Raw genomic sequence first — 25969 nt, forward strand, 5'->3', positions numbered from 1 at the left:
GACCCACCGCATTCGTGAGCACGCCCGCCTTCACCTTTCAGGTTTGGGTCGTTCTCAGGTTATTCATCGGCAGTGACCCCCCGCGAACGGGTCATCTGCGTCGGCGGGAAATGGCAGGTAAACGTACTGCCATGCCCCAGCACGCTGCTGATTTCCAGGCGCGCGCGGTGGCGCAAGAGCACATGCTTGACAATCGCCAGGCCGAGCCCGGTACCGCCGGTATTGGAGTTGCGGCTGGAGTCGACGCGGTAGAAACGCTCGGTCAGACGCGGCAGGTGCTTGGCGTCGATGCCGATGCCGGAGTCTTGCACGCTCAGGTGCGCGCCCTGTTCGTCGGTCCACCAGCGGATGCGAATATTACCTTTGTCCGGGGTGTACTTCACGGCGTTGAACACTAGGTTGGAAAACGCACTGCGCAACTCACCTTCGCTGCCTTTGAGCAGCACGTTCGGGTCGGCTTCCAGGGTGATCTGTTGCCCACGTTGGCCGGAGAGGGCCAGGGCGTCGTTCTTGATGGTTTGCAGCAGGCTTTGTACGGCGACGGGGTGGTTATCCGAGGGGTAATCGGTCGCCTCAAGCTTGGCCAGCAACAGCAAGTCGTTGAGCAGCGTCTGCATGCGTGAACCTTGCTGCTGCATCTGCTGCAGGGCTCGGCTCCAGCGCGGATTGATCTCGTCGACGTTGTCCAGCAGCGTCTCCAGGTACCCACAGATCACGGTCAGGGGCGTACGCAGCTCATGTGAGACGTTGGCGACGAAGTCTTTGCGCATCTGTTCCAACTGGTGGATGCGGGTGACGTCGCGCACCAGCATCAGGTGTTCGTTGTTGCCGTAGCGCGTCAGGTACAGCTGGATGCGTACGCGGTCATTGGTGGGTGAGGGGATTTCCAGGGCTTCTTCGTAGTTTTCCTGCTCGAAGTACTCCTTGAAGCGCGGATGGCGCACCAGGTTGGTCACCGGCTGGCCGCTGTCCTGGGGCGTTTTGAGGCCCAGCAGGGTTTCGGCGGCGCGGTTCCACCATTCCAGGTTGCCGTCGCTGTCGAGCATGATCACCGCATCCTTGAGCGCGGCGGTGGACTCCTGCACCCGGTCAATCACCGCTTGCAGGCGCCCGCGCACCCGTTGGTCGCGTCGTTGCAGGTGGTAAATGCTGTCGAACACTTCGCCCCACAGGCCGTAGCCATCGGGCGGTGCTTCGTCGGGTTTGTGCTGGCGCAGCCATTCGTGCAGGCGCAGCAGTTGCTTGAGGGTCCAACCCAGGTACAAGGCAATGCCGACTGCCAGGCTCCAGCCGTAGTAGCCACTGACCAGGCCCACCAACAGGCAGCCGGTGATCAGCAAAAGCATGTGGCGGATCAGGGTGCCATGCCAGTTCTGGTTCACTTAAACATGCGTCCTTGTCAGCGGTTAAGGAAAGAAGGGACGGGCTCAGCCTTTGGTGGAGAAGCGGTAGCCAGTGCCGCGCACGGTTTGTACCAGATTCTCGTAGGCCTCGCCCAAGGCTTTGCGCAGGCGGCGGATATGCACATCCACGGTGCGCTCCTCCACATAGACGTTGCCGCCCCACACTTGGTCGAGCAGTTGGCCACGGGTGTAGGCGCGTTCCTGGTGGGTCATGAAGAACTGCAGCAGGCGATATTCGGTAGGGCCCATCTCGGCCGGCGTGCCGTCGATGGTCACGCGGTGACTGATCGGGTCCAGCAACAGGCCACCGACTTCAATCGGTGCTTCGCCATCGGTCGGGCCGGCGCGGCGCAGCACGGCTTTCAGGCGTGCGACCAGTTCGCGTGGGGAAAACGGCTTGGTGATGTAGTCATCGGCACCGACTTCCAGGCCCTGGATCTTATTGTCCTCCTCGCCCTTGGCGGTGAGCATGATGATCGGGATGTCCCCGGTCAGCTCGTCACGCTTGAGACGGCGGGCGAGCTCGATGCCGGAGGTGCCGGGCAGCATCCAGTCCAGCAGGATCAGGTCCGGCTTGCGGTCGACGATAATGGCATGGGCCTGCTGGGAGTTCTCCGCCTCCAGGCAGTCGTAGCCGGCCATTTCCAACGCAACGGCGATCATCTCGCGGATGGGCGCTTCGTCGTCAACAATCAGAATGCTCCTGCCAACCATGCTCAAAAATCCTCTTGTCATTTAACTGTCTTGCGCCGCATTAGATAACGGAATTATTGCAGTCGTGTGACAGTAATTTAGTCGCTCGGGCAATTCCCGCCTCTCTGGACTACGCTTTGGGTCCGAATCCTGACAACCAAAAAAGGAAGGTTCCGATGACTTACAGCACGATTTCCTGGAAAGCCCTGCTGGTAACGGCAGCGTTGACGCTACCGACCCTGGCGTTCGCGGCCGAACCCGCGATGACGAAAGACGGGATGCTGGTGGACCACAAGGGCATGACGCTCTACACGTTCGACAAGGATGCCGACGGCAAGTCAGTGTGCAAGGACCAGTGCGCGACCAACTGGCCGCCGCTCAAGGCTGAGTCCACCGATACGTCGACGGGCAAATGGACGGTGATCACTCGCGACGACCAGACCAGCCAGTGGGCCTATGACGGTAAGCCTGTCTACACCTACAAGGATGACCACAAGGCGGGTGACAAGACGGGTGATGGCAAGGGTGGGGCGTGGCATGTGATCAAGCCCTGATCACCCCTGTAGGAGCCAGCTTGCTCGCGAAGGGCGTTAACGATAACGCTGGGTGCCTGACACACAACAGCGCTCTCAGGTTTTTCGCGAGCAAGCTCGCTCCTACAGCATTCAGCGAAATGCGTAGTCCGCCACAATCCCGACAAATATCGCCAGCCCGGCCCAGTGGTTGTGCAGAAACGCCTTGAAGCACTTCATCCGGTCCTTGTCGCGGGTGTACCAGAACTCCCAGGCAAAACAGCCCGCCGCCGCCAGCAAGCCCAGGTGGAACCAGCCGCCCAGCTCGAACCGTGCGCCCGCCAGCAGCAGGCACGCCAGCGAAAGGCCTTGCAGGGTCAGGATGATCACGCGATCAGCTTCACCAAACAAAATGGCGGTGGATTTCACGCCGATTTTCAAATCGTCATCGCGATCGGTCATCGCGTAATAAGTGTCGTAGCCCACCGTCCACAGCAGGTTGGCGATATACAGCAGCCACGCGGCGGCGGGCAGGCTGCCGGTCTCGGCGGTAAACGCCATCGGCATACCCCAGGAAAACGCCGCGCCCAGCACCACTTGAGGGTAATAGGTGTAACGCTTCATGAACGGGTAGCTCGCCGCCAAAGCCAAACCACCGAGGGACAACAGGACAGTGGTGGCGTTGGTCAACAGCACCAGCAGGAAACTGATGCCCATCAGCACCGCAAAAAACACCAGCGCTTCCTTGGAGCTGATCTTGCCGCTCACCAGTGGGCGCTGCTCGGTGCGCTTCACATGGCCGTCGACCTTGCGGTCGGCCCAATCATTGATCACGCAGCCGCCCGCCCGGGTCAGCACCACGCCCAGCACGAAAATCACAATATTGATCAGGGACGGCGAACCTTTGCCTGCAATCCACAGTGCCCACAGCGTCGGCCACAGCAGCAAGTAAATGCCGATGGGTTTGTCCATCCGGGTCAACTGAATGAAATCCCAGGCCCTCGGGTTCAGGCGGTTCAGGGATTTGAGCAGGCGTTGATACATCAGCAGTTCTCCGGATGGGCATGCAGCGCGTGCCAGAAGCTCGGCAAAAAGATCTCCGCCACCAGCACGCTCAGCGAACCGCGATCGAAGCGTGAGCGGCGCGCCCACAGCCCGTCGGTCTGGACCGTCGTGGGCAGCCATTGTCGCGGGTAATGGCACACCTCAATGGCCTGGCGGGTGAATGCCTGGTCGCAAAACAGCAATTCACCCAGTGAGCGGCTGCCCAACTCATCCATATGCAAGCCGTCGCCCTGCAAGGCACTGCGCGCCGCCACACTGCGCGCGAACACCCAAGGCTGGCCCTGCCCACGCAAAAATACTTCACGCACCCAGCCGATACTGGCCGGGGCCAGTGCCAGGGCAGCGCATTCATCATCGCGCAGTGGCTGCCACCCTTCGAACAGTGGCGTCACGCTGAAACCGTCGTTGGACAGCCACGTCAGCCGCCGTGTCAGTGAGTCTTCGTTGAACAGCCAATTGAGGGTCAAAGGCGCAGGCGCAGGGTGCAGAAGGCTCTGGGTCAGCCATTGGCAAGCATCGGAAGAGTCGATTGAGTGCGGCACGGTGAGTCAGTATTGGCAGCAAAAGAGGCGGCGAGCTTACCATGGCGTCCCTGGTTTTTGCCGGACCGAACTGGCTGTTTGCGTCGATCGTGCTTGCATCTGCCCGCCCCGATCAGTACAAAACGCCCTGAGCCGCACGGCAACGCTGGATCCATCGACCGTCGGCCAAACTGCCTGGACCCTGAGGAAGTAAGTAATGAAGAAGTGGCAATGTGTAGTCTGCGGCCTGATCTATGACGAGAAAGACGGCTGGCCGGATGACGGAATCGCTCCGGGAACCCTGTGGCAAGACGTCCCGGAAGACTGGCTGTGCCCTGACTGCGGCGTGGGCAAAATGGATTTCGAAATGATCGAAATCGGCTAATTTTCAGCTTTCAGATAAGTACTACAAGGAGAAAGGAATGAACGCACCTGTCGTGATCATCGGCACAGGATTGGCCGGTTACAACGTGGCCCGGGAGTTTCGCAAGCTCGACAGCGAGACCCCATTGCTGCTGATCACCGCGGATGACGGGCGCTCCTACTCCAAGCCCATGCTCTCCACCGGCTTTGGCAAGAACAAGGAAGCCGATGGCCTGAGCATGGCCGAACCCGGCGCCATGGCCGAGCAACTCAAGGCCGAAGTGCGCACTCACACCCGCGTCAGCGGCATCGACCCCGGCCACAAGCGCCTGTGGATCGGCGAGGAAGCGGTGGCGTACCGCGACCTGATCCTGGCCTGGGGCGCAGAAACCGTGCGTGTGCCGGTGGAAGGCGATGCGGCTGAACTGATTTTCCCTATCAACGATCTCGAAGATTACGCACGCTTTCGTGCCGCCGCTGCCGGCAAACGCCGTGTGCTGCTGCTCGGCGCCGGCCTGATCGGCTGTGAATTTGCCAATGACCTGATCCTTGGCGGTTATGAAATCGACCTGGTGGCACCGTGCGAGCAAGTCATGCCGACCCTGCTGCACCCGGCCGCCGCCGCAGCGGTACAGGCCGGCCTGGAAAGCCTTGGCGCGCGCTTCCACCTGGGTCCTGTCCTCAATCGCCTACAGCGCACCGCTGACGGCTTGGAAGCCCATCTGTCGGACGGTGAAGTGATCGCCTGCGACCTGGTGGTCTCGGCCATCGGTCTGCGTCCACGCGTGGACCTGGCCGCCGCCGCCGGCCTGCAGACCAACCGCGGGATCATGGTGGATCGCCACCTCAAGACCTCCCACGCCAATATCTACGCCCTGGGCGACTGCGCCGAGGTCGACGGCCTGAACCTGCTGTACGTGATGCCGCTGATGAGCTGCGCCCGCGCCCTGGCCCAGACCCTGGCCGGCAACGCCACCGCAGTCAGCTACGGCCCGATGCCGGTGACCGTCAAGACGCCGGTCTGCCCACTGGTGGTCTCGCCACCGCCTCGCGGCACCGAAGGCGTCTGGAGCGTTGAAGGCGAGGGTGCCGACATCAAGGCCTTGTGCCGCGACGCCAGCGGCCGCCTGCTGGGCTACGCACTGACCGGCAGCGCCGTGATGGAAAAACTCGCGCTCAATAAAGAACTTCCACCGTTGCTGGCGTAAATAGCGGTCGTTCTGTCGGAATAACCGCGTTTTTCACCCTAGAAAGGTCGCCGCGAGACTGGCGGAGCGTGCGAGGGCATGCCATCCTCACTCCCGTCTGCCGCAGAGTAGAGCCTGCGGCGCTTTGGGCGCTGCTCCAGAAGAGAGCAGCACGGACATAACAACAAAAAACCGTCAAAGAGGCTTCACTTATGCGTAAACCAGAACTCGCAGCCGCCATCGCTGAAAAAGCGGATCTCACCAAAGAACAGGCTAACCGCGTCCTTAACGCTGTTCTCGAAGAAATCACCGGCGCCCTGCACCGCAAGGACAGCGTCACCCTGGTTGGCTTCGGCACCTTCCTGCAACGCCATCGCGGCGCCCGCACCGGCAAAAACCCACAAACCGGTGAGCCGGTGAAAATCAAGGCGAGCAACACCGTTGCGTTCAAACCGGGTAAATCGCTGAAAGACACTGTTAACGCGTAATGGCGTTACCGTCTCGAACGGGGCGGGGTGGTAGGAAAAATGGGCACGCCGACTGGGTCGGGTGCCCATTTTTTGTCCTTGGTGTTACAGAGTCTGCAGGCCAACCAGCAAGCTCACGGGTGTAGACGCGCCGTCCTCTTATTTAGAGTCATCATTGGACCTGCCAATTCTTTTTGAAAAGCGCACGTCACCCGCAATAATTTCAATGTAATAATCATGGCTTTGGATAATATAGTGTGTGTATTTGTTCTTGTCATAGGCTCTCCAGTTGGGTGAAGTGATATCCCTTTCTTTTGTCAGACCTTCAAGCCAAGAGGACTCAGGGATTACCCAATAGGAGGACTTGAACTCATCGTCCTCGCGGTTTTCGTAATAGTGCAGGTGTTTATTACGCTCCAGCCTGAGGGCCCATACATTAGAGAAATCCAGAATGCCGATATATTTGGAGTAGTTTGCGTTTTTGGTCCAAGTAGGAAACTCGGCTCTTACATCATCTCGCTCAAGGGTGATGCGAACGTTGTCATTCGGCGCCTGCCATACTGGCAACTCAATAGCGAATGCCCGATCTTTACTTGTAGGTACTGTCATAGCCGTTATCCTTTGCATGTTGGTACTTTGGACGTACCGCTATTTGGCAAGCCATTATTCCTGAGTCGGGTATTAAAGTCGCGTAGCAGGGTAGGGTCGGTAATGACCTTGTACTTAATTTGTTTTGCCTTGCCCAGCACAGCAATCGCCAGGCGGCTGTTGCCATCCCGTGCGACAAGCTGGCCTTTGACATTCACCACTTCAATTGGTGGGAAATCGGTAACTTTCAGTTTGCCCTTTTTAACTTGGTTGACGACAGATTGGATAGGTTTTTTTCCTTCGGGAGTATCGAACGCGCTATTGATGGTTCGCTGGGCAAAGTTGATGTCCTTCGGGTTTCCTAATTGCTCACCTGGGCCCAGCTCAATGCCTTCCAGGCCAAGCGGGTCAACCCAGCTGAAAGGGTTGAAGCCGTATAAGTAGAGATTCAGTCCTCCCATCAAGCTGATCGGGTCAGGGGATGTAAAGCGCCCTATATCCGGATCGTAGAATCTGAAAGTGTTGTAGTGCAGCCCTGTTTCTCGATCCAGATACTGCCCCTGGAATCGCAGGTTCTGTTCTTCAATGTAATGAGGTTCTCGCACTTCCTCCAGCGTGTTGCCCCACACCCGGTACGTTGCCTGCCAGACGATGTGGCCGTCAGCTTCGCTGAGTTGTGCCGGAAGGCCGTTGAGATCGTTATGGTAATAACGCAATTTCTGCAGTTGTCCAATGCCATCTACGCGGGCCAGGGGTTCATAGCCCTCATTTTCGTACACGTATAGGCTGGTCTGGCTGTATTTGTGTTCCTGCAAGAGACGCAAGCCGTCCCAGGAAAAACGAGTTTCACTCAGTGGGTAACCATCAATACCGTGTTCCGTTTTTTTGATGCGTCGGCCCAGTGGGTCATAGTGCATTTTCACCACGTTGCCGTTTTCATTGCGGACTTCAATCAGTCGGCTTTCTGCATCGTAGGCAAATCGTTGTACGCCTCGGGAGGTGCTGCGTTTTTCGATCATGCGTCCGAAGCCGTCATAACGGTAGCGCTTGTCCTGATAGGTCATCAGCTTGTTATGTACTACTAGGCCCGCTCCGGGGTGCGGACTGTCCAGCAGGTTGGCGGCGGCGTCGTAAGTAAAGGTTTCGCGCTGGCCCAGCAGGTTATCCTGGCTGGCAGTGATGCGGCCGGTAGCGTCGTAGTGCAACAGCTGGCGCTGCTGGGTCGTTGGTTGCTGATCGAGTTTGCCGGTCAAATTGTCAGCGGGGTCGTATTCGAAGTGCTGTTGCATTGCCGCCGGCGTCAGCATGGGCTGGTGGCTATGACGGCAATGGCGTGAACGCAGGCGACCGCTCCGGTCGTATTCGCTACGTGTGCTGAGCTGGCCTTGAGTACGTAGCACTTCACGATGAAGGCGGTCGCGCTCGAAGTCGCTGATAACTTCTCCGTCCAGATTGATCTGATGCAAGTGGCCGCTGCCGTAATACAGCCGATTAAGCCAGCGGCCGTCAGGCAGTTGGGTCTGGGTTAGATTGCCGAGTTCGTCATAGTGATGTTGCAAGGTGCCCATAGGGCTTTGTTCGGTCAATAACCGGCCGAGAGGAGCGTATGCGAAACTCAGGACTTGGGTATCGCCCGACAGATCGGTAAAGGTGACGGCGCAGAGCTGGTCCAGCGAATCGTAAACGTATTCGGTGCGGCCATCATCGGTCATTTTTGCAATCAGTCGGCCAACAGCGTCGCGTTCCATCCGGTGAACGATAGGTGACGGCGTCTCGGCAGCGTTGACCAGAGTATTGTCGAAATGCGCGGGAACGGCCGTCATTGCAGTCATGTGGTTCAGCAGATCATAGGTGTAGCGCTTGGCGCTGCCATCGAGGTCTCGCTGTTCGGTCAAGCGATCCCCGGCGTCCCAGACAAACTGGTAGCTTTCTTCATTCTCGTTGATCAGGGCTTTCAGCCGTCCATAGCTGTCATAAGCGAACTTCACCCGTCGGCCATAGGCATCCGTTCGCTGACACACCTGGCCACGCCTATTGTGTTGATACAACGTGGTGTGCCCTGCCGGGTCGGTGTAACCCAGCAATAGGCCACTGGTATCACGTGTGTACTGTTCGGTTCGCCCGTCAGGCAATTGGCTGCTGATCAGCCGCCCACGGGCGTCATGGCTGAACTGAGTACGTTCTCCGAGCGCATCAGTGATGAACTGTAAAAATCCCCGCTCGTCGTAACCGAATCGCGTCGAATAACCCGAGCAATCGATGTGTTCGACCAATTGCCCAAACGGACTCCAGCGCAGCTTTTTGCTTTTGCCGGTAGCGTCGATGATTTCCACGGGGTGGCCGTGGCTGTCGTAGCGATAACGGGTAATGTGGCCCATCGGGTCGGTGGCGGCGATGCAGTTACCGCGCTGATCGTATTGATAGTGCCAGCTGTGGTTGGCGGGGTTGGTCTCAACCAGAGGTAATGCCCAGTGTTCGAGCCACATCGTCGAATCGCGACGGCCCAGCGGGTCGATTTCACTGATGAGGTTACCGGTTTCGTCGTAGCTATATTCAAAGCGCCCGCCCTGAGGATCGGTAGCGCCGAGCAATTGGCGCTCATCGTTCCAGTCGAACAGCCAGGTCTGGCCGAGATTGTCGCTGTACTTGGTGATTTGGTGCTGGTTGTTCCAATGACGAATGCTGATGCGCTGCATGCCGTCGGTGATGCGCGTGACACCGGCACTCAGGTCGTACTCGAAATGGTAAGCATCGCCTTCATCGGTCCAATGGTGTGATACGCGCCATTCCACGTCCTCAACCAAGGCCCACTCATAAAAACAGCGCAGTCCGGCAGGCAGTTGGTGCTCTACCATCCGCCTGCCTGCGTCGTAACTGAAGCGTCGTTGTATCTGACCGGTGGCATCGCGCACCTCTGTCAGATCGCCAGTTGCGTTGTAACTGTAACTCACGAGCACTTCACGACGCTGATCAGGGTAAACACGCTCAATCTTGGACACGTGACCCTGGTCGCGGATTAATTCAACCTGCACCAGATCAAGGTTGTCGTGCAACTGCACCAAACGCCCGGCGGCGTCGTAGTTGAGGTGGATGCGATGGTCGTTGCGGTCACCAAGCTGAGTAAGGCGTAGCAGTGATACGTTTGCCGGAGTGGATTCGAACAAGCGATATATACCGTCGGCGCTTTCGATCAGCAACTGACCATTGCGATGTCGCCGAATGCTCAAACCCTCTCCCGGACTGAACATCGCGCTGCCAAGTGATATACCGCCAAGGTTGATTCGCCTGCCTTGCTCGTCGGTGTAGAGCAATTCTTCACCGCCGTCAGGGTGTAGCAGTATCTCTACGCTGATCTCGTACGGGACACTCCAGCCTGCACCAAACATCCCGGTGCGGCGCTCATCTCGCGAGTTATAAAAACGTTGCCAATCGATTGGCAGGATGCCGGGCAATACAAAATCCAGCTCAGTCTCGCCACCCAATACCTTGGCCCCAGTTGCCGCATGCACCGGGTTAGGTGACCCCATCGTCGCATTGGCTGCAGCGCCCATCGCTTGGCTGACGGCATAAGAAGTTACCCCCGCGAGCAACATGCACGGCAAATTACTCAGCGTCTTGCCTTTGGCACCTTTCAGCATCATCAGCGCTTCAATCGCCAACCCCACCCCAGGGGTTTTCCCGCTGCGAATCTCCTGCACCACCACCGTCCCACCACCAATGGTGACGTTTGGCGAGATCAGCCCCGACGACACCACCGTCGCATCGCACATGCTGCGGTCGCCACTGCGCACGGCGGGCTGGCCGTTGATGGTGACTTTGTCAGACCCTTCGGCCAGAAGCTGTGGTGGCATCGGCGGATGGCGGGCACACAGGACCATGTCGGTGAGGGCCGGTACCACGCCCGGTGCAGGCGTGGCGACAGTGGGGCGCCATAGTTGGGAGAAGAAACCCTCGGCCATGTCCAGAAAGCCGGGCTCGGGTCGTGGCTCGGGATCGGGCTCCGGCGGCACTTGCTCAAGCTCTGTGCCAGCGGGTGCCACGTGCGAAGGAATGGAGCCTGCGGCCCGTGCAGCCGGAATGCTGTTGACGAAAGTGTCGGTCGAACCCACCGCAATCGTGGCTTCCACCACGGGCGGGAACAGCGCGTTGGCGAAGCTCTCGCACATCTTGCTGAGGCCCTTGTCGGCCCCCGTCTTGCTCATGGCCATGCCGACGACAATGCCCACCACCGCGCCGAGGATGCAGCCGCCGATACCGGCGGTAGCAATCGTCACCCCCACGGCCGCCGCGACAGCAGCAGTCGCCAGCGCAGTAATCGCCACGTTGGCCGCCACCTCCAGCACACCGCCGAGGATGTCGGCCATCATGGAGGTGTGGGTCAGCGCATCGCCCATCCGGGCAGCCCATAGAGCGTCAGACATACAAGCAGCTCATCAAGAAATGGCGTCGAACGACAGCGAATTTTTAATCAACGCCCAATGCGCCGCCTCGGCATCCCCGAGCTTGTCGGCCTTCACGTAACTCAAGGCGAGCATCTTGCGCGTTCCCGGTAGCACCAGCGCCAACTGGTACTGGAACACTTTGTCATTGCCCTTGTTGAACTGGCTGCGCAGTTCGATGCCTTCCACTTCTTGGGCTGCGCCCAAACGCACGTCCACACCGGGTTGGTAGCGCAAATCCTGCACCTGTTTTTCCAGGCGCTGGAGCTGGTCGTTGAAGTTGCTGTGCAGGGTTTCACCCTCGGCCAGCAGGCTGCGGCTGACAATCAGGGATGTTCCCAATTCAGGGAACTTGAGGATATTGATCGTCGCGTCCTGCAACTCACTGGCGGGCAGTTGAAACTGGAATTCGTTGATTCGATACGTCATGAAAACAGGTCTCGTCAGGAACTTTTAGGCGCGGGGAACGCGGCTTTGATATTGGCGTCGATAGCGCCTTTCTGGCCCTGGCCATCCGGCGTGGCGCCGGGGCCGCCGCCGTTGTTCAGGTGCAGGACGCCGCCGGTGTTGAACTCTGCGTCGCCGCTGGCATAGAAGCTGATCTGCACGCCGGTGAGGTTGATCTGCCCACTGGCGTTCAACTCCAAAATGCTTTCGCCGCAGACCAGGCGCAGGTTTTCGCCCACTTCGATGACGTAGCTCTGGCTGATGCTGTCGGTCTTCTTCTGGCCTACTGAGAGGATGTCTTCCTGCTTGACGATGCGCAGGCGGTTGTTGCCGATGGTCACCGTCTCGTTATGCCCGATGCTTTTGTTACGGTCATGCCCCACCGAATGGCTCTCATCCACCTCCACCACGATGTCCTGATTGCGCTCGGCGTGGATATACAACTGCTCCAACCCCTTCTTGTCCTCCATGCGGATTTCATTGAAGTTGGCTGGGCTGCCGCCCTTGCTGGAGCGGCTTTTCATGCCGCTCTGGGTAGCGTTCTCCGGCAGGTCGTAGGGCACCGTCTGCTCGGCGTTGTACACGCGGCCGGTGATGATCGGCCGGTCGGGGTCGCCTTCCAGAAAGCTCACAATCACTTCCTGGCCGATCCGTGGGATCTGCATCGATCCCCAGTTCTTGCCGGCCCAGGATTGCGATACACGAATCCAGCATGAGCTGTTCTCGTTGGATTGGTCGTGACGGTCCCAGTAGAAGTGCACTTTTACGCGGCCGTACTGGTCAGTCCAGATTTCCTCGCCCTTGGGGCCGACCACCAGCGCGGTCTGCGGGCCTTTGACGATGGGCCGATGGGTGTTGGCCAGCGGGCGGAAACTCTGCTGGGCGTCGATGCAGGTGAGGCTGCTTTCGAACTGCGCCGAACCCGAGCCGCCGCCGCTTTCCAGGCTTTCCTGGACGATGTAGTAGCGGCAGCCGACGATCAGGTATTCGCGGTTCTGGTCCTGGCGACTGAAGCCGGTCAGGCTGAACAAATGCCCCGAACCCAGGCCACGGGCGTTGCCGTTGAACTCGATCTGTTCATGCAGGGTTTGCAGGGCTTCGATGCGGGTGCGCGCATAGTGCTCGCCGTCTTCGCTTTGCACGTAGGTGCCGGGGTAGTCGTACAGCGGATAGTCGCCGGCGGTGTGCGGGCGCGGCATGGCCGAGCGCACGTCGATGCTGGCGCTGGGGCGTTGGAAGTCGTAGTCGTTGAGCTCCATCGAGCCCGGCTGCACCTCGTGCGCCAGGTGCCAGTTGTGCATGTGGTCGCGTTCGCGCTGCTGCTCGTCCTTGGGGTAGTACGGGATCGACGCGTAGCCGGGCACGGTGGTGTGGGCGCCGTAGGCGTCGGCCAGCACCAGCACATGGCGGTCCTGCTCGTGGCGGAAGAAGTAGTAGATACCTTCCTGTTCCATCAAACGGCTGACGAAATCAAAGCTGGTCTCGCGGTACTGCACGCAGTATTCCCACTCGCGGTACGGCCGGCTCAGGGCGTCCTCGAAGTCGGAAAACCCCAGGTCGCGGAACACCTGCTTGATGATCTGCGGGATGCTCAGGTTCTGGAAAATCCGGCAGTCGGACGTGCGGCTGAGCAGCCACAACCAAGGACGCAGCGTCACCTGGTAACTGGCGAACTGGCCCTGGTCGATGTTCTGACTGCACCGCGCGACGATGCCGTGAAAATGCCGCTCACCTCCGTCCGCCAGTTGCAGGCCCACGCTCATGGGCTTGCCGAGCAACTGGTTGAGGTCGATGTTGGCGTCCAGGGACGTCAGTTGCAGCTCATAGTTGAACAGCCTGCCCAGCTCTTCACCGCCGCCCATTTCATTGAGCAGCAGCACATCCGGCCCGAGGGGGCTGGTGATCTTGGCCAGGCGTGAGGCTTGGTTGAATAGCATTGGGCGTCCTGTAAAGGTCTTGATTACTGAAGGAACCGAATCCAATGTGGGAGCTGGCTTGCCTGCGATAGCAATTGAACATTCAACATTGATGTTGACTGATACACCGCTATCGCAGGCAAGCCAGCTCCCACATTTTGACCGTGTTCCGTCAGGTCAATCTGCGTCGCTGAAGTCGTAGTGCAATTCATTATCCCGGCTGCTGATCCGTACCCCCGCCAACGCCTTGCCTTCGAGCATGCGCGTGAGGAACTCACGGCTCATGTCCGGCAGCAGGCTGTTGGTGAGAATGGTGTCGATCATGCGCCCGCCGCTTTCGGTCTCGGTGCAACGCGAGACGATCAGGTCGACCACCGCGTCGTCGTAATCGAAGGCCACTTTGTGCGTCGTCTCCACACGCTTCTTGATGCGGTTGAGTTGCAGGCGGGTGATTGCCTTGAGCATCTCGTCGCTCAGCGGGTAGTAAGGGATGGTTACCAGGCGGCCGAGCAGCGCAGGCGGGAAAATCTCCAGCAGCGGCTGGCGCAGGGCCTTGGCGATTTCCTCCGGCTCCGGCACGTTCGCCGGGTCTTTGCACACCTGGGAAATCAGCTCGGTGCCGGCGTTGGTCGTCAGCAGGATCAGGGTGTTCTTGAAGTCGATCACCCGGCCTTCGCCGTCCTCCATCACGCCCTTGTCGAACACCTGGAAGAAGATTTCATGCACGTCCGGGTGGGCTTTTTCCACCTCATCCAGCAGCACCACGCTGTAGGGTTTGCGCCGTACCGCTTCGGTCAGCACGCCGCCTTCGCCGTAGCCGATATAGCCCGGAGGTGCGCCCTTGAGGGTCGACACCGTATGGGCTTCCTGGAACTCGCTCATGTTAATGGTGATGACGTTCTGCTCGCCGCCGTACATGGCTTCGGCCAGGGCCAGGGCGGTTTCGGTCTTGCCCACGCCGGAGGTGCCGGCCAGCATGAACACGCCAATCGGCTTGCTCGGGTTGTCGAGGCCGGCGCGGGATGTCTGGATGCGCTTGGCGATCATCTGCAGGGCGTGGTCCTGGCCGATGATGCGTTTCTTCAGGTGCTGGTCGAGGTTGAGCACCGTTTCCAGCTCGTTGCGCGCCATGCGGCCGACCGGGATGCCGGTCCAGTCGGCGACCACCGAGGCCACGGCCTGGTAATCCACGGTGGGCAGGATCAGTGGGGTTTCGCCTTGCAGCGCGGTCAGGCGTTGTTGCAGGTCGACCAGCTGGGCGCGCAATTCATCGCTCTCGTTGTTGCCGGCAGGGCTGTCCACGACACCGACTTTTTCGCGCAACGTTGCCCGGGTGGCGAGCAACTCATCTACCAGCGCTTTCTCTTCAGCCCAACGGCTTTCCAAGGTTTCAAGACGCTCACGCTCAGCGCTCAACAGCGTCTCGGTGTTGGTCTGGCGCGCACCAATTGCAATGCCGATGGCGTGTTCGCGGGCGATGATCTGCAACTCGGTTTCCAGGGCTTCGATGCGACGGCGGCTGTCGTCCACTTCGGCCGGAACCGCGTGCAGGCTGATGGCGACGCGAGCGCAGGCGGTGTCCAGCAGGCTCACGGACTTGTCCGGCAACTGGCGCGCTGGAATGTAGCGATGAGATAGCTTCACCGAGGCTTCCAGCGCCTCATCGAGGATCTGCACCTGGTGGTGTTTTTCCATGGTCGACGCCACGCCGCGCATCATCAGCAGCGCCTTGTCCTCCGACGGCTCGGCGACTTGCACCACCTGGAAACGCCGGGTCAGCGCCGGGTCCTTCTCGATGTGCTTCTTGTACTCGGCCCAGGTGGTCGCGGCCACGGTGCGCAAGGTGCCACGTGCCAACGCCGGCTTGAGCAGGTTGGCTGCATCACCGGTGCCGGCGGCACCACCGGCACCCACCAGTGTGTGGGCTTCGTCGATAAACAGAATGATCGGCTTGGGCGAGGCCTGCACGTCTTCTATAACCTGGCGCAGGCGCTGTTCGAATTCGCCTTTCATGCTGGCGCCGGCTTGCAGCAGGCCCACATCAAGGCTGCGCAGTTCCACGTCTTTCAATGCTGGCGGCACGTCACCGGCGACGATACGCAGGGCGAAACCTTCGACCACCGCGGTCTTGCCCACCCCGGCTTCACCGGTGAGGATCGGGTTGTTCTGGCGGCGGCGCATGAGGATGTCGACCAGTTGGCGGATTTCTTCATCACGGCCAACAATCGGGTCGAGTTTGCCGCTGCGCGCCTGTTCGGTCAGGTCGACCGTGAAACGCTTGAGGGCTTCCTGCTTGCCCATCGCACTCGGCGCCATCGCACCGCTGGCTTCGCCCGGAACGGCGCCGGCGTTGAAACCGTCGCTTGCGCTCAGGGCATTTTCCGGCGAATCGCCGACGTATTCGTCAAAGCGCTCGCTCAGGGCTTCGGCCTTGATCTTGTCGAATTCCGACGACAAGCCCAGCAACGCATGACGCAGGCTGGGTGTCTTCAAGATACCGAGCACCAAGTAACCGGTGCGCACTTGGCTTTCACCGAACATCAGGCTGCCGTAGACCCAGCCGCGCTCAACCGCTTCTTCCACATGCGAGGACAGGTCGGTGATCGAGGTCGAGCCACGCGGCAAACGATCCAGCGCTTCGGTGAGGTCACGGGCCAGGCGCGCCGGCTCCACGTTGAACTGACGGATGATGCGGTGCAGGTCCGAGTCCTGCAGTTGCAGCAACTGGTGAAACCAGTGAGCCAGTTCCACATACGGGTTGCCCCGCAGCTTGCAGAACACGGTGGCGGCTTCGATGGCCTTGTAGGCCACGCTGTTGAGTTTGCCGAACAGTGCGGCGCGACTGATTTCACCCATGCTCTGGATTCCTTGAGGTGGTGGCCTGATCGGCGTAATGCCGGGCCAGGATTAGGTCGTTGGCGTCGTGCGCAGGGCTACCGAGCCAGGTGTTGAAGCCCAGGCGGAACTGGCCGTTGAGTTGCAGTGCCGGCACTTCAGGTTGTTGCAAAACCAGGTTGAGGTCCCAGTCCAGTTCATGGCCCAGGTACTCGGCCACCCACGCCACCAGCTCGTTGAACGGCTGTTGGCCGGGCAGCATGCCCATGTAGTCCTCCAGCGTGAGCGGGCCCAGGCGGATACGGAATTTGTGCTGGCGGTCCCATACGAAGCTGCCCAGGCAAAAGTCCACGCCCAGGCGGTTGGCGCTCACGCTGACGCGGCTGCGTTCGGGCAACTCCAACCATTGGCCGACGTACTCTTCAATCTCCACAGGCAGCCCGAAGTACTCGCCGAGAATGGCTTTCAGGCCGTCGGGATAGCGGGTTTGCGCGGACAGATGGCCGCTGTAATGCAGCTTCGCGGTGTCCGGGATGAGTCCCTGATTCAGCAGGCTCGGCATGCCCCGTCCACTCAACGCAGCGAGGCGCGCGGACCAGTAATCATCGTCCGGGCGGTCGTGGCTGACCGTCGGCCGGGCCTCTGCCCATGCCCGGTAAAACAGGCTGAGCAGGCGATGGTGGAACACATCCAAAAACTGCTTGCTGGTGCTGTCGGCGTTGTTGCGCTGGCGCTCGCGCACATATTCGGTGATATGCAGCGGCAGCGGGCCATTGGGTCCGCCAAGGCCGAAGAAGAACTGCTCGAGCCGCGCCGGCTTGCCGTCGCCACCGGGATCGACCGAGGCCAGCGTGGCCGGCGCGAAGGTGCAGTCGGCCTGTTGCCCCAGGCGCAGCGGATCATCCGCCAGGCGCAGGGAATGGCCCAGGCGCGGCAGGTCCGGCGATTCGCACTCGATACGCCGCAGCGCCTGGAAGAAATCGTATTCCCAGGGCTCCTGATGCATCGCATCCAGGGTACTCACAGGGTCGGACGACGTCCGGGCTTGGCTTTCCATCGCATGATCTCGCCGCGTTCGGTGGTACGGATCACCGTCTCGGTAAAACTGTTGATCGACACGTAGCGTGCCAGGAAGCGTTCCAGCACCGCACCGAGCAGGAACACGCCGGTGCCGCGAAACGCGTTTTCATCGAATTCCAGGGTGATCTCCAGCCCGCGCCCAAATACGATCGGGCCGGGCATCGGCAGGCGGCGGGTCACCGCTTTGCTGCTGACGTCGCGCAGGCCTTCGATCTGCAATTGCAGGGCGGCGTCGTTGCTGTCGCCATACAGGCGCAACAGTTCGCGCAAGGCCGCGGCGCCCTGGCCCTGTTCGCTCAACGACAGATAGTTGAGCGACAACTGGCTTATCAGGCGCCAGGCCTTGGCGTCATGGGCATGGCTGGCGCGCGGACGACTGGGGCCTGCCACGCAACGTACGGACAGCACCGGGGCGCTGTCGGCCAGGGTGAAGTCGGTCTTGCCGTTGCCGATGCTCATGAACAGTGGCAGATCGCGGTTGGTGCACAGCGCGGTCACGCCGAGTTGGCGCAGGTCGTGGCGGTACGGTGACTGCCGGCTGTCCACCAGGCTGACGAAGGTTTCGCTGCCGACATAAGTGGAGCGCGGACCGTTGCGGCGTTGGTCGCTGGACAACACGCGCGGCTCGCGGCGCACCGTGTAGTACGCCTGGTCCCGGCCGTAGCGGGAGGGATCACGCACTGCATAGAACGGCAAAAATGGCTGCTCCGGCCCAGTGCCGTGTCCTGTGATGCCACTCAACGAATGAATCTCGAAATCCATCGGGCGCGTACGGTCGGCGATCACATGGTGTTCGTTGACCCGGTCAGACAAGTGGATGCGGTCCACGCGCTTGGGGAACAAGTTGATCGCCGGGGTGCAGAACGGCAGGAACTGCGCCGCGCCGACGCTGCCTTCCAAACTCGGCTCATGGCGGTCGAACAGCACGATCAGTTCCAGTTCCTGGCCGTCGCAGCGTTTGACCGCGCGGCTCAGCTCAGCGAACTCGACGAACAGGAAGCGGTGGGGCAGGGCAAAGTATTCCTGCAACAGGCGATAGCCCTGGAACGCACGCGCAACAACCGGCATGGCGGCGTCGGCGTCATCGAAACCCCGCGAGCGCAGTGCGTCTTGTGGCAGGCGCTCGACCCAATCGCCCCCCGGCTTGCGTGCAAACACCGCGCAGGCGTTGCCCAGCAGTTGCTCGTAAAGGCGGAACGGTTGTTCGTCAGCACCGCTGAGGTACAGCGGCAGGTTATCCAGGTCGAGGCTGTTGAAGGGCAATTCGGCGCCGGTGCGCAGGGTCAGGCGCAGGCCGGCCTTGGCTTTCGGCTCGCTGGCGGCCAAACGGCCCAACACGGCGGCGGGGTTGCCGAAGTACTCGGCGTTGCTCACTTGCAACGGCCATAACGTCACCGGATGAGCAGTGCGGTACTCGCAGCAGGTCTGGGTTTCACGGCCTAATGCGGCGCGCAGGACAGTGTCGCGGGGCAGTGGGAAACCACTGGCCAGGGAGCCCTCGTCCGGGTCGGTCTGCAATTGCACCACGGTCATCGACGGCGTGGGCGCCAAGTAGTGCGGGTAGGCGATTTCCAGCAGGTTGTGGGTGAAGGTCGGGTACTCGGCATCGAGCTTGAGTTGCACGCGGGCGGTGAGGTAGGCAAAACCTTCGAGCAGGCGTTCGACGTACGGGTCGGCGCAGTCCATGCCGGACAGGGTCAGCCGACTGGCGATCTTCGGGTATTCCTTGGCGAACTCGGCGGCGCTTTCGCGCACGTGGTGCAGTTCCTGGTTGTACAGCTCCAGCAGGCGCGGGTTCATGAGCGTCTCCGCTGGTCGGCATTCACCACGCGTACGTGGCCTGATTCCAGGTCGAGGTCAGTTTGCAGCAGCAGGCGCAATGGCACCGGCTGGGCCCACAGGTCGCCTTCAATCTCGAAACTCAGGGCGTTATGGTTCATCTCGCCATGGCCGACGCGGGCTTTGACCCGCAGGGTGTGGCGCAGGATGCGCGGTTCAAAGGTTGCGATGGCCTGGTAGATCAGGGCTTCCAGGGCCTTGATGTCGACACTGGAAACACTGTTGCCCGCCAGCGCCGGCAGGCCGTAATTGACCACCGATGTGCCGGCCGGGGTGTGCAGCGTGGCATCGGCATCGAGCAACGACGTGGTGTTGAGCAGCCATGCCAGGTCACGCAGCACCGAGGCTTTTAATTGGGTCAGGGACAGCACGCGTTTGTCGGCGCTTTCCTTGGGATTGGTCGGGTCGTCGTCGGTCAGCCGGTCCAGCAGGGACGGTTGCAGACGGTCGCGGGAAGCGATTTCAGTTACCACCAAAGCAGCTCCACGGACGGGTTGTGAGGGGGACGGTGGGTGAGCGGGGAGGCCTGGGGCCGTGGCGCGCAGCCACGGCCACCAGGGCTATCAGCGCTTGGTGTTGGAGCGGATGTTCCAGCCAAACTTGATCGCGCCGCCGTCTTTGGTGCCGTCGGCTTTCTGCGGCTGGTAGTCGACCATCACTTGGGCAAAGTTCAGGGTGACGTTCTCGGTCAGGCGGTCATCGGTGCCCGAACCGCCCGTGCTCAGGGAAGTCACCAGCACTTCTTCCAGGTTGATCACCATGTACTCGACCTGGCTTTCGCCACCGGCCTTGCGCACGGTCAGCTTGACCTTGTCGATGTGCTTGCCGCTGGCGCAGTGCATCATCAGGTTCGGCGAAGCCTTGTCGACGTACTTGGTCAGCGACAGGTCCTGGATATTCACCTTGCCCGCGCCGCCGCCACCGCCGACATGCATGTTGCCGGACTGGGCCATGCCCCAGCTCCAGTTCAGTACGTCGATTTCGTCCTTGTGGGCCTTGTCCATGGACTCGCCCTTGATGTCGCCGATCTTGATGAAAATATCAACAGCCATGTTTTCTCCCTGTGTGGTCTCAGCCACGATATTGGGTTACCGCCAATGGGGCAGTGCTTTTCTGTGGGAGCTGGCTTGCCTGCGATAGCATCACCGCGGTCTGGCTGGCAGACCGCGTCGCCTGCATCGCGGGCAAGCCCGGCTCCCACAGAAGAACCGGTTCAACCGTTACTTATGCGCTCTTGGCAGAAGGCAGCTTCGATACCAGGCGCAGCGACACGGTCAGCCCTTCGAGCTGGTAGTGCGGGCGCAGGTAGAACTTGGAGTTGTAGTACCCCGGGTTGCCTTCCACTTCTTCCACGATCACTTCGGCGGCCGCCAATGGGTGCTGGGCCTTGGTGGTTTCGGTGGAGTGCGCAGGGTCACCGTCAACGTAGTTGAGGATCCAGTCCTGCAACCAGCGCTGCATCTCGTCCTTCTCTTTGAAGGAGCCGATCTTGTCGCGCACGATGCACTTCAAGTAGTGGGCGAAGCGGCAGGTGGCGAACAGGTACGGCAGGCGCGCGGCCAGGTTGGCGTTGGCGGTGGCGTCCGGGTCATCGTATTCGGCCGGCTTCTGCAACGACTGGGCGCCAATGAACGCGGCGAAGTCAGTGTTTTTCTTGTGCAGCAGCGGCATGAAACCGTTCTTCGCCAGCTCCGCTTCACGGCGGTCGCTGATGGCGATTTCGGTCGGGCACTTCATGTCCACGCCACCGTCATCGGTAGGGAACGTGTGCGCCGGCAGGTTTTCCACTTCACCGCCAGACTCGATGCCACGGATGCGCGAGCACCAGCCGTAGTGCTTGAACGAACGGTTGATGTTCACTGCCATCGCGTACGCGGCGTTGGCCCAAGTGTACTTGGAGCTGTCGGCACCGTCGGTGTTTTCTTCGAAGGCGAACGCTTCCACCGGGTCGGTCTTGGCGCCGTACGGCAGGCGTGCCAGGAAACGCGGCATGGTCAGGCCGATGTAGCGCGAGTCTTCCGATTCACGCAGCGAGCGCCAACCAGCGTATTCCGGGGTGGTGAAGATCTTGGTCAGGTCGCGCGGGTTTGACAGTTCCTGCCACGAGCCCATGCCCATCACGGTCGGCGAAGCGGCAGCGATAAACGGGGAGTGCATGGCGGCGCAGACTTTCGACAGTTCGCCCAGCAGTTCCACATCCGGTGGCGACTGGTCGAAGTAGTAGTCGCCCACCAGGCAGCCGTATGGCTCTCCGCCGAACTGACCGTATTCTTCTTCGTACATCTTCTTGAAGATCGGGCTCTGGTCCCATGCGGTGCCCTTGAATTTCTTCAGGGTCTTGTGCAGGTCCGGCTTGGAGATGTTGAGCACGCGAATCTTCAGCTGCTCATCGCTCTCGGTGTTGTTGACCAGATAGTGCAGGCCGCGCCAGGCGCTTTCCAACTGCTGGAAATCCTGGTGGTGGATGATCTGGTTGACCTGGGCGGTCAGCTTGGCGTCGATGGCGGCGATGATCGATTCGATCGACTTGATCGCGTCATTGGACACCAGGTCGGTTTGTGCCAAAGCCTGTTCGGCCAAGGTGCGCACGGCGGTTTCCACGGCTTCGCGGGCACGCTCGGTCTTGGGCTTGAACTCTTGCAGCAGCAGGTTGGCGAACTCGCTGGCTTCTTCGGTGGCACCCAGGATCTGGCTGCCTTCGCGGGCGGTATTGTCGGTCATGATTACTGATCCCCTGCAGGCTTGGGCGCGCTGGCAAGTGCCTGAAGCAGTGCCGGGTCCTTGATCGCCTTCATGATGATTTCTTCAGCGCCAGTCTTGCCGTCCATGTAGGTCAGCAGGTTGGCCAGCTGGGTGCGGGCTTCGAGCAGTTGGTTCAGCGAGTCGACCTTGCGGGCCACGGCGGCCGGGCTGAAGTCGTCCATGCTTTCGAAGGTGATGTCCAGGCTCAGGTTGCCTTCGCCGGTCAGTTCGTTCGGTACGTGGAACGCCACGCGCGGCTGCATGGCCTTGAGGCGTGAGTCGAAGTTGTCGACGTCCACCTCAAGAAACTTGCGGTCGGCCACTGGCGCCAGAGGCTCGGCGGGCTTGCCGGCGAGGTCGGCCATCACACCCATCACGAAGGGCAGCTGGACCTTTTTTTCGGCGCCGTAAAGCTCGACGTCGTACTCGATCTGCACTCGAGGCGCGCGGTTGCGCGCGATGAATTTCTGAGAACTTTGCTTCGCCACGTTGCTGCTCCTGGTCGCTTGAGCGACGGTGTTGTTACTGCACAGTCGGGCGGCTTACTCGCCGTCCGGGCCACGCAGGTTTTCAAATTGGGACATGCCGTCGGGAATCAGATTGCGCACGATGGCCGCAAAGTCGGCATGCACCAGATTCTTGGCCCGGTTCAACAGCACCGGCAGCGGGCTCGAAGGCTCGTGCCGGGTGTAGTACGCAAGGATCTTGTCGAGGCTGCGCAGCACATCGTCGCGGCTGGCGATATCGCCAACGGGACGCGGTGCTGCGGGGGCGGCGGCGAAGTCGACCGAGGGGGCATTGTCGTCACTGACGGCCTCGGGTTCGCTGCTGCCAGCGGTGCCGGGCACCGCTTGGTTGAGTATCTGCAACGCCTGCTTGAGCGGTTGCTTCAAGGCACTGAGGTCCACGCCTTGGGCGGAACCGACCTGATCGTTGACCTGTTGCTCGATGGCTTCGCACGCCGTACGCGCTGCAATCAGGGAGTCGCGGGTGGCCTGCAGTTGCTCGGGGTCGCTGTCGAGGAACGCGGCGTTGAGTTGCTGGGCGCCGAGTTGTTCATCGGGGAAGTTCAACAGGCCGCTGGCGTTGAGCGCCGCGCGAAGGGTCACGGGGCCGAAGGTGCGCGAGCGCGTGAGGATGCTTTCGCGCAGCAGGCGGATGTTGGTGTCGCAGGTCAGGCCGGTGAGGGCGTTGATGCGCACGGTGGGGTCGTTATCGTCGTCGGCGTCCAGGCGCGGGTGCAGGTCGGCCCAGTAGTCGCGCAGCAGGGCGTCGATCAGCGTCAGGGCTTCGGCCAGGCCGGCCACGCCCTGGAGGGCGAGGGCGCTTTGCAACAGGAAATGAGTGATGCGCAGGTCTTTGCTGCGCGCGAGCAAGTCGAGGCTTTGCTGCTGGATGCTGCGCCATTCCGGCGGTTCAGCGGGCAGGATGGCGTCGCCCATGCTGCGCTCGGGTTGGCCCTTGGCATCACGCTCCAATTGCAGAAATTGCGCGTCATATTCCATGTCTTCGCCACAAGGCGAAGTCGCGGAAACGGCGGTGAGCAGCAACGGCACATCCACTGAATTTGATCTCCCTATCAGCCCGTTAGATGGCGGGCAATTCATGCATTAGTTGCGCGAGGAACTTTGCATGTTTTCTTGGTCATATAAGCAAGATGCCACTAATGTGCCATCACTGGTATTCAAGAAGTTGTGCATTTTTGGTGTAGTACTTAGGGCTTGTCAAGGTAAGCTATTCGCCCTCTGTGACAGATGTGCGGTGCTTAACAACCTGCGCGACTGGTGGGTCGAACGACGCACCGGGACAGGATTTTTGTCATAGAGCCCAGTTAAGATCAGCGATCATGCTGGTATTGACAGGTTTTGGACGGTCGATTGCTCGACCTGATGGGGATACCCCGGGAAGCGCTGTTCCGGGAATCGACCGCGCGCGAAGTATCAGCAAGGAGGCAAGATGTCGCTGTGCTTGACTATCACTAGTTATCACAAGATTACCCCTGGGCAGTGCTCCGAAAAGTCCATGAATCAGGGCGCGATGGCTATCGGCCGCAGCTCGGATAATGACTGGGTATTGCCTGATCCAGAGCGCCTGGTGTCCTCGCAACATTGCGTTATTCAATACAAAGATGGCCGCTATTATTTAACCGATAACAGCACAAATGGTGTGGAGTTGGTTAAAGCCGGTATTCGTATGCGCCGGGGTAATAGTGAACTGTTGCAAGATGGTGAACTGATCCGCATCGGCGATTACGAGATCCAGGCGCGCATCGACTTCAATGTGCAATCCATCGACAGCCAGCCGTTTGCCGGTGACTCTCCGAACAGCTTTGAAGCGCTGATGGGCGCTGTGGTGAATACGCCCGCGCCCGTCGCCACGCCGGTGATTGCGCCGCAGTTCCAGGGAGCGTCCTCAATGGACACGCTGCCGGACCTGTTTGATTTCCTCAGTCCCACTGCCGTGCCACCACCGACGGTGCCGGACCACGTGCCTTCCGAGCAACACGACTTCCGCCCGCCGACGCCGGTCGCGATGCCTGTGGCCGAGCCGCCTGTGGTATCGTGCGCGGTGATCCCCGAAGACTGGGACCTGTTTGGCGATGCGCCTGCGCCTGTCGTCAGTGCTCCACCACCGCCGACGCCACAGCCAGTCACCCCGCCGCCACCCGTGGTCGAGCCCATGCTCCCCGTGGCAGACAGCCAACAACCCGACCTCCTGCAAGCCTTCCTGCGCGGCGCTGGCCTGGACCAATTGCGCCTGGACAAAGCCCAGGCCGAGGCCCAGATGGAAAGCATCGGCCGCAGCTACCGCCTGATGGTCGAAGGCCTGATCGACGTGTTGCGTGCCCGCGCCAGCCTCAAGGGCGAGTTCCGCATGCAGCAGACGATGATTCAGCCTGCGGAAAACAATCCGTTGAAATTTGCCCCCAATGCTGATGAAGCGTTGCTGCTTTTGCTGCGTCACGGTAACCAAGCGTTTATGGCACCGGACCTCGCCGTGCGCGACAGTTTTAACGACTTGCGTGCCCACCAGTTGGCGGTGATGGCCGGCGTGGAAGCGGCCATCAAGCACTTGCTCAGCCGATTCGAACCGGCGCAATTGGAAGAACGCATGGGCAAGCCTGGCGGGCTGTCGAGCCTTTTCAATGGCTCGCGCCAGGCGCAGTACTGGCAACAGTTCACCGAGCTCTACAGCAATATTTCCCGCGAGGCCCAGGAAGACTTCCAGGACCTGTTCGGCCGTGAATTCAGCCGGGCCTACGAAGAGCACAGCGCACGACAGCGTCGGTAAAACCGCGCCGCAACACATGGATTAACGGATAGCTAAGTACGTCATTGAGGACGCAGGATGATTCCCAGGTTTTTACTCGCAGCCGCCACCTTGCTGCTGCTGACGGCGTGTGCCAAAGACGCCGCCAAACCCGAAACCACCGCCGAGGCCGAAGCGGATACGGCTGCCGTCGAGCTGCACTTTCACGCGATCAGCGGGCTCAACCCCGGCGCCAACGGCCAGGCCGCCCCGGTGCGGGTGCGCATCTTCGAACTGAAAAACGCCGCCACCTTCGCCCGCTCCGATTACTTCGCATTGGCCGACCGCGCCCAATCCACCCTTGGCCTGGACCTGCTGGACCAGGATGAAGTGATGGTGCAACCCGGCGAGCAACTGACCATCCAGCGCGATCTCGACCCGTCCACGCGCCAGATCGGTTTGCTCGTGGGCTATCGCGAGTTGGACCGCGCGCAGTGGCGCACGGTGATCAATGTGCCCGCGCGCCAATACACCGAATACCAGATCAGCCTCGATGTGCGTGCCGTGCGCGCCGACGTCGTGGTCACCCCATCCAGCCCTGCCCAATAAGAAGCAATCGGAGC

Annotated in this window: 22 protein-coding genes; 6 read left to right on the forward strand and 16 right to left on the reverse strand. The window is 60.6% G+C overall.

Annotated elements, in window-relative coordinates; genetic code table 11:
* Positions 1–59: 59 nt before the first annotated feature.
* Together phoR and phoB are read right to left on the reverse strand one after the other, a co-directional pair.
* Entirely contained in the window at positions 60–1346 is a 1287-nt protein-coding gene (gene phoR, locus AC4PS7_RS23605) for a phosphate regulon sensor histidine kinase PhoR (protein ID WP_217908576.1), read from the reverse strand.
* Between the two features lie 81 nt (positions 1347–1427).
* The gene (gene phoB / locus AC4PS7_RS23610) at positions 1428–2117 is read right to left on the reverse strand and encodes a phosphate regulon transcriptional regulator PhoB (RefSeq protein ID WP_010207570.1); all 690 of its coding nucleotides are present in this window, start codon (positions 2115–2117) and stop codon (positions 1428–1430) included.
* Between the two features lie 155 nt (positions 2118–2272).
* On the opposite strand from phoB, the gene AC4PS7_RS23615 reads away from it, so the two are divergent.
* Positions 2273–2650, forward strand: a complete 378-nt coding sequence (locus tag AC4PS7_RS23615; RefSeq protein WP_010207569.1) for a COG4315 family predicted lipoprotein — start codon at positions 2273–2275, stop codon at positions 2648–2650.
* A gap of 111 nt (positions 2651–2761) precedes the next feature.
* Here AC4PS7_RS23615 and ubiA read toward each other — a convergent pair whose 3' ends face one another.
* Both ubiA and AC4PS7_RS23625 read right to left on the reverse strand, forming a co-directional pair.
* Positions 2762–3652, reverse strand: a complete 891-nt coding sequence (ubiA, locus tag AC4PS7_RS23620) for a 4-hydroxybenzoate octaprenyltransferase (RefSeq protein ID WP_010207568.1) — start codon at positions 3650–3652, stop codon at positions 2762–2764.
* Positions 3652–4215 (reverse strand): chorismate--pyruvate lyase family protein, encoded by a 564-nt coding sequence (locus AC4PS7_RS23625; protein ID WP_021492580.1) that lies wholly within the window; start codon positions 4213–4215, stop codon positions 3652–3654. The genes ubiA and AC4PS7_RS23625 overlap by 1 nt, the downstream gene beginning before the upstream one ends.
* Before the next feature lie 196 nt (positions 4216–4411).
* Between AC4PS7_RS23625 and AC4PS7_RS23630 the strand changes: the two genes are divergently transcribed.
* The 3 genes from AC4PS7_RS23630 to AC4PS7_RS23640 all read left to right on the forward strand — a co-directional run bounded on the left by AC4PS7_RS23630 (position 4412) and on the right by AC4PS7_RS23640 (position 6232).
* Positions 4412–4579, forward strand: a complete 168-nt coding sequence (locus tag AC4PS7_RS23630) for a rubredoxin (RefSeq protein ID WP_003213373.1) — start codon at positions 4412–4414, stop codon at positions 4577–4579.
* A 37-nt stretch (positions 4580–4616) separates the two neighbouring features.
* Positions 4617–5765, forward strand: coding sequence for an NAD(P)/FAD-dependent oxidoreductase (locus AC4PS7_RS23635; protein WP_010207565.1), 1149 nt, complete (start codon positions 4617–4619; stop codon positions 5763–5765).
* A gap of 191 nt (positions 5766–5956) precedes the next feature.
* Complete coding sequence (locus AC4PS7_RS23640; protein ID WP_003176958.1) at positions 5957–6232, forward strand: HU family DNA-binding protein; 276 nt, start codon at positions 5957–5959, stop codon at positions 6230–6232.
* A 138-nt stretch (positions 6233–6370) separates the two neighbouring features.
* On the opposite strand, the gene AC4PS7_RS23645 is transcribed toward AC4PS7_RS23640, so the two are convergent.
* The 12 genes from AC4PS7_RS23645 to tssA all read right to left on the reverse strand — a co-directional run bounded on the left by AC4PS7_RS23645 (position 6371) and on the right by tssA (position 23659).
* The gene (locus AC4PS7_RS23645) at positions 6371–6820 is read right to left on the reverse strand and encodes a hypothetical protein (RefSeq protein WP_042571079.1); all 450 of its coding nucleotides are present in this window, start codon (positions 6818–6820) and stop codon (positions 6371–6373) included.
* A gap of 5 nt (positions 6821–6825) precedes the next feature.
* The gene (locus AC4PS7_RS23650; RefSeq protein WP_081489119.1) at positions 6826–11220 is read right to left on the reverse strand and encodes an RHS repeat-associated core domain-containing protein; all 4395 of its coding nucleotides are present in this window, start codon (positions 11218–11220) and stop codon (positions 6826–6828) included.
* A 12-nt stretch (positions 11221–11232) separates the two neighbouring features.
* Positions 11233–11667, reverse strand: coding sequence for a DcrB-related protein (locus AC4PS7_RS23655; RefSeq protein ID WP_010207557.1), 435 nt, complete (start codon positions 11665–11667; stop codon positions 11233–11235).
* A gap of 14 nt (positions 11668–11681) precedes the next feature.
* Complete coding sequence (locus AC4PS7_RS23660) at positions 11682–13622, reverse strand: type VI secretion system Vgr family protein (protein WP_010207556.1); 1941 nt, start codon at positions 13620–13622, stop codon at positions 11682–11684.
* Positions 13623–13778: 156 nt separating this feature from the next.
* Positions 13779–16457: a type VI secretion system ATPase TssH gene (tssH, locus tag AC4PS7_RS23665; RefSeq protein ID WP_010207555.1), complete on the reverse strand. Its 2679-nt coding sequence runs from the start codon at positions 16455–16457 to the stop codon at positions 13779–13781.
* On the reverse strand, positions 16450–17493 hold the full coding sequence (gene tssG / locus AC4PS7_RS23670; RefSeq protein WP_010207554.1) for a type VI secretion system baseplate subunit TssG: 1044 nt from the start codon (positions 17491–17493) through the stop codon (positions 16450–16452). The genes tssH and tssG overlap by 8 nt, the downstream gene beginning before the upstream one ends.
* Positions 17457–19316, reverse strand: coding sequence for a type VI secretion system baseplate subunit TssF (tssF, locus tag AC4PS7_RS23675; RefSeq protein WP_010207553.1), 1860 nt, complete (start codon positions 19314–19316; stop codon positions 17457–17459). The genes tssG and tssF overlap by 37 nt, the downstream gene beginning before the upstream one ends.
* Positions 19313–19828: a type VI secretion system baseplate subunit TssE gene (gene tssE / locus AC4PS7_RS23680; protein ID WP_010207551.1), complete on the reverse strand. Its 516-nt coding sequence runs from the start codon at positions 19826–19828 to the stop codon at positions 19313–19315. The genes tssF and tssE overlap by 4 nt, the downstream gene beginning before the upstream one ends.
* Before the next feature lie 90 nt (positions 19829–19918).
* On the reverse strand, positions 19919–20407 hold the full coding sequence (locus AC4PS7_RS23685; RefSeq protein WP_005792512.1) for an Hcp family type VI secretion system effector: 489 nt from the start codon (positions 20405–20407) through the stop codon (positions 19919–19921).
* Positions 20408–20579: 172 nt separating this feature from the next.
* The gene (gene tssC / locus AC4PS7_RS23690) at positions 20580–22076 is read right to left on the reverse strand and encodes a type VI secretion system contractile sheath large subunit (RefSeq protein ID WP_010207548.1); all 1497 of its coding nucleotides are present in this window, start codon (positions 22074–22076) and stop codon (positions 20580–20582) included.
* 2 nt (positions 22077–22078) lie between these two features.
* The gene (gene tssB, locus AC4PS7_RS23695) at positions 22079–22585 is read right to left on the reverse strand and encodes a type VI secretion system contractile sheath small subunit (RefSeq protein ID WP_010207547.1); all 507 of its coding nucleotides are present in this window, start codon (positions 22583–22585) and stop codon (positions 22079–22081) included.
* Between the two features lie 54 nt (positions 22586–22639).
* Positions 22640–23659, reverse strand: a complete 1020-nt coding sequence (gene tssA, locus AC4PS7_RS23700) for a type VI secretion system protein TssA (RefSeq protein WP_042570946.1) — start codon at positions 23657–23659, stop codon at positions 22640–22642.
* Between the two features lie 394 nt (positions 23660–24053).
* On the opposite strand from tssA, the gene tagH reads away from it, so the two are divergent.
* Together tagH and tssJ are read left to right on the forward strand one after the other, a co-directional pair.
* Positions 24054–25388 carry a type VI secretion system-associated FHA domain protein TagH gene (gene tagH, locus AC4PS7_RS23705; RefSeq protein WP_492179773.1) on the forward strand — a complete coding sequence of 445 codons (1335 nt, stop codon included), beginning with the start codon at positions 24054–24056 and terminating at the stop codon, positions 25386–25388.
* Between the two features lie 57 nt (positions 25389–25445).
* Positions 25446–25955: a type VI secretion system lipoprotein TssJ gene (tssJ, locus tag AC4PS7_RS23710; RefSeq protein WP_021492587.1), complete on the forward strand. Its 510-nt coding sequence runs from the start codon at positions 25446–25448 to the stop codon at positions 25953–25955.
* The last annotated feature ends 14 nt before the right edge of the window (positions 25956–25969 follow it).

The organism is Pseudomonas sp. DW-iso3, from assembly GCF_058725305.1.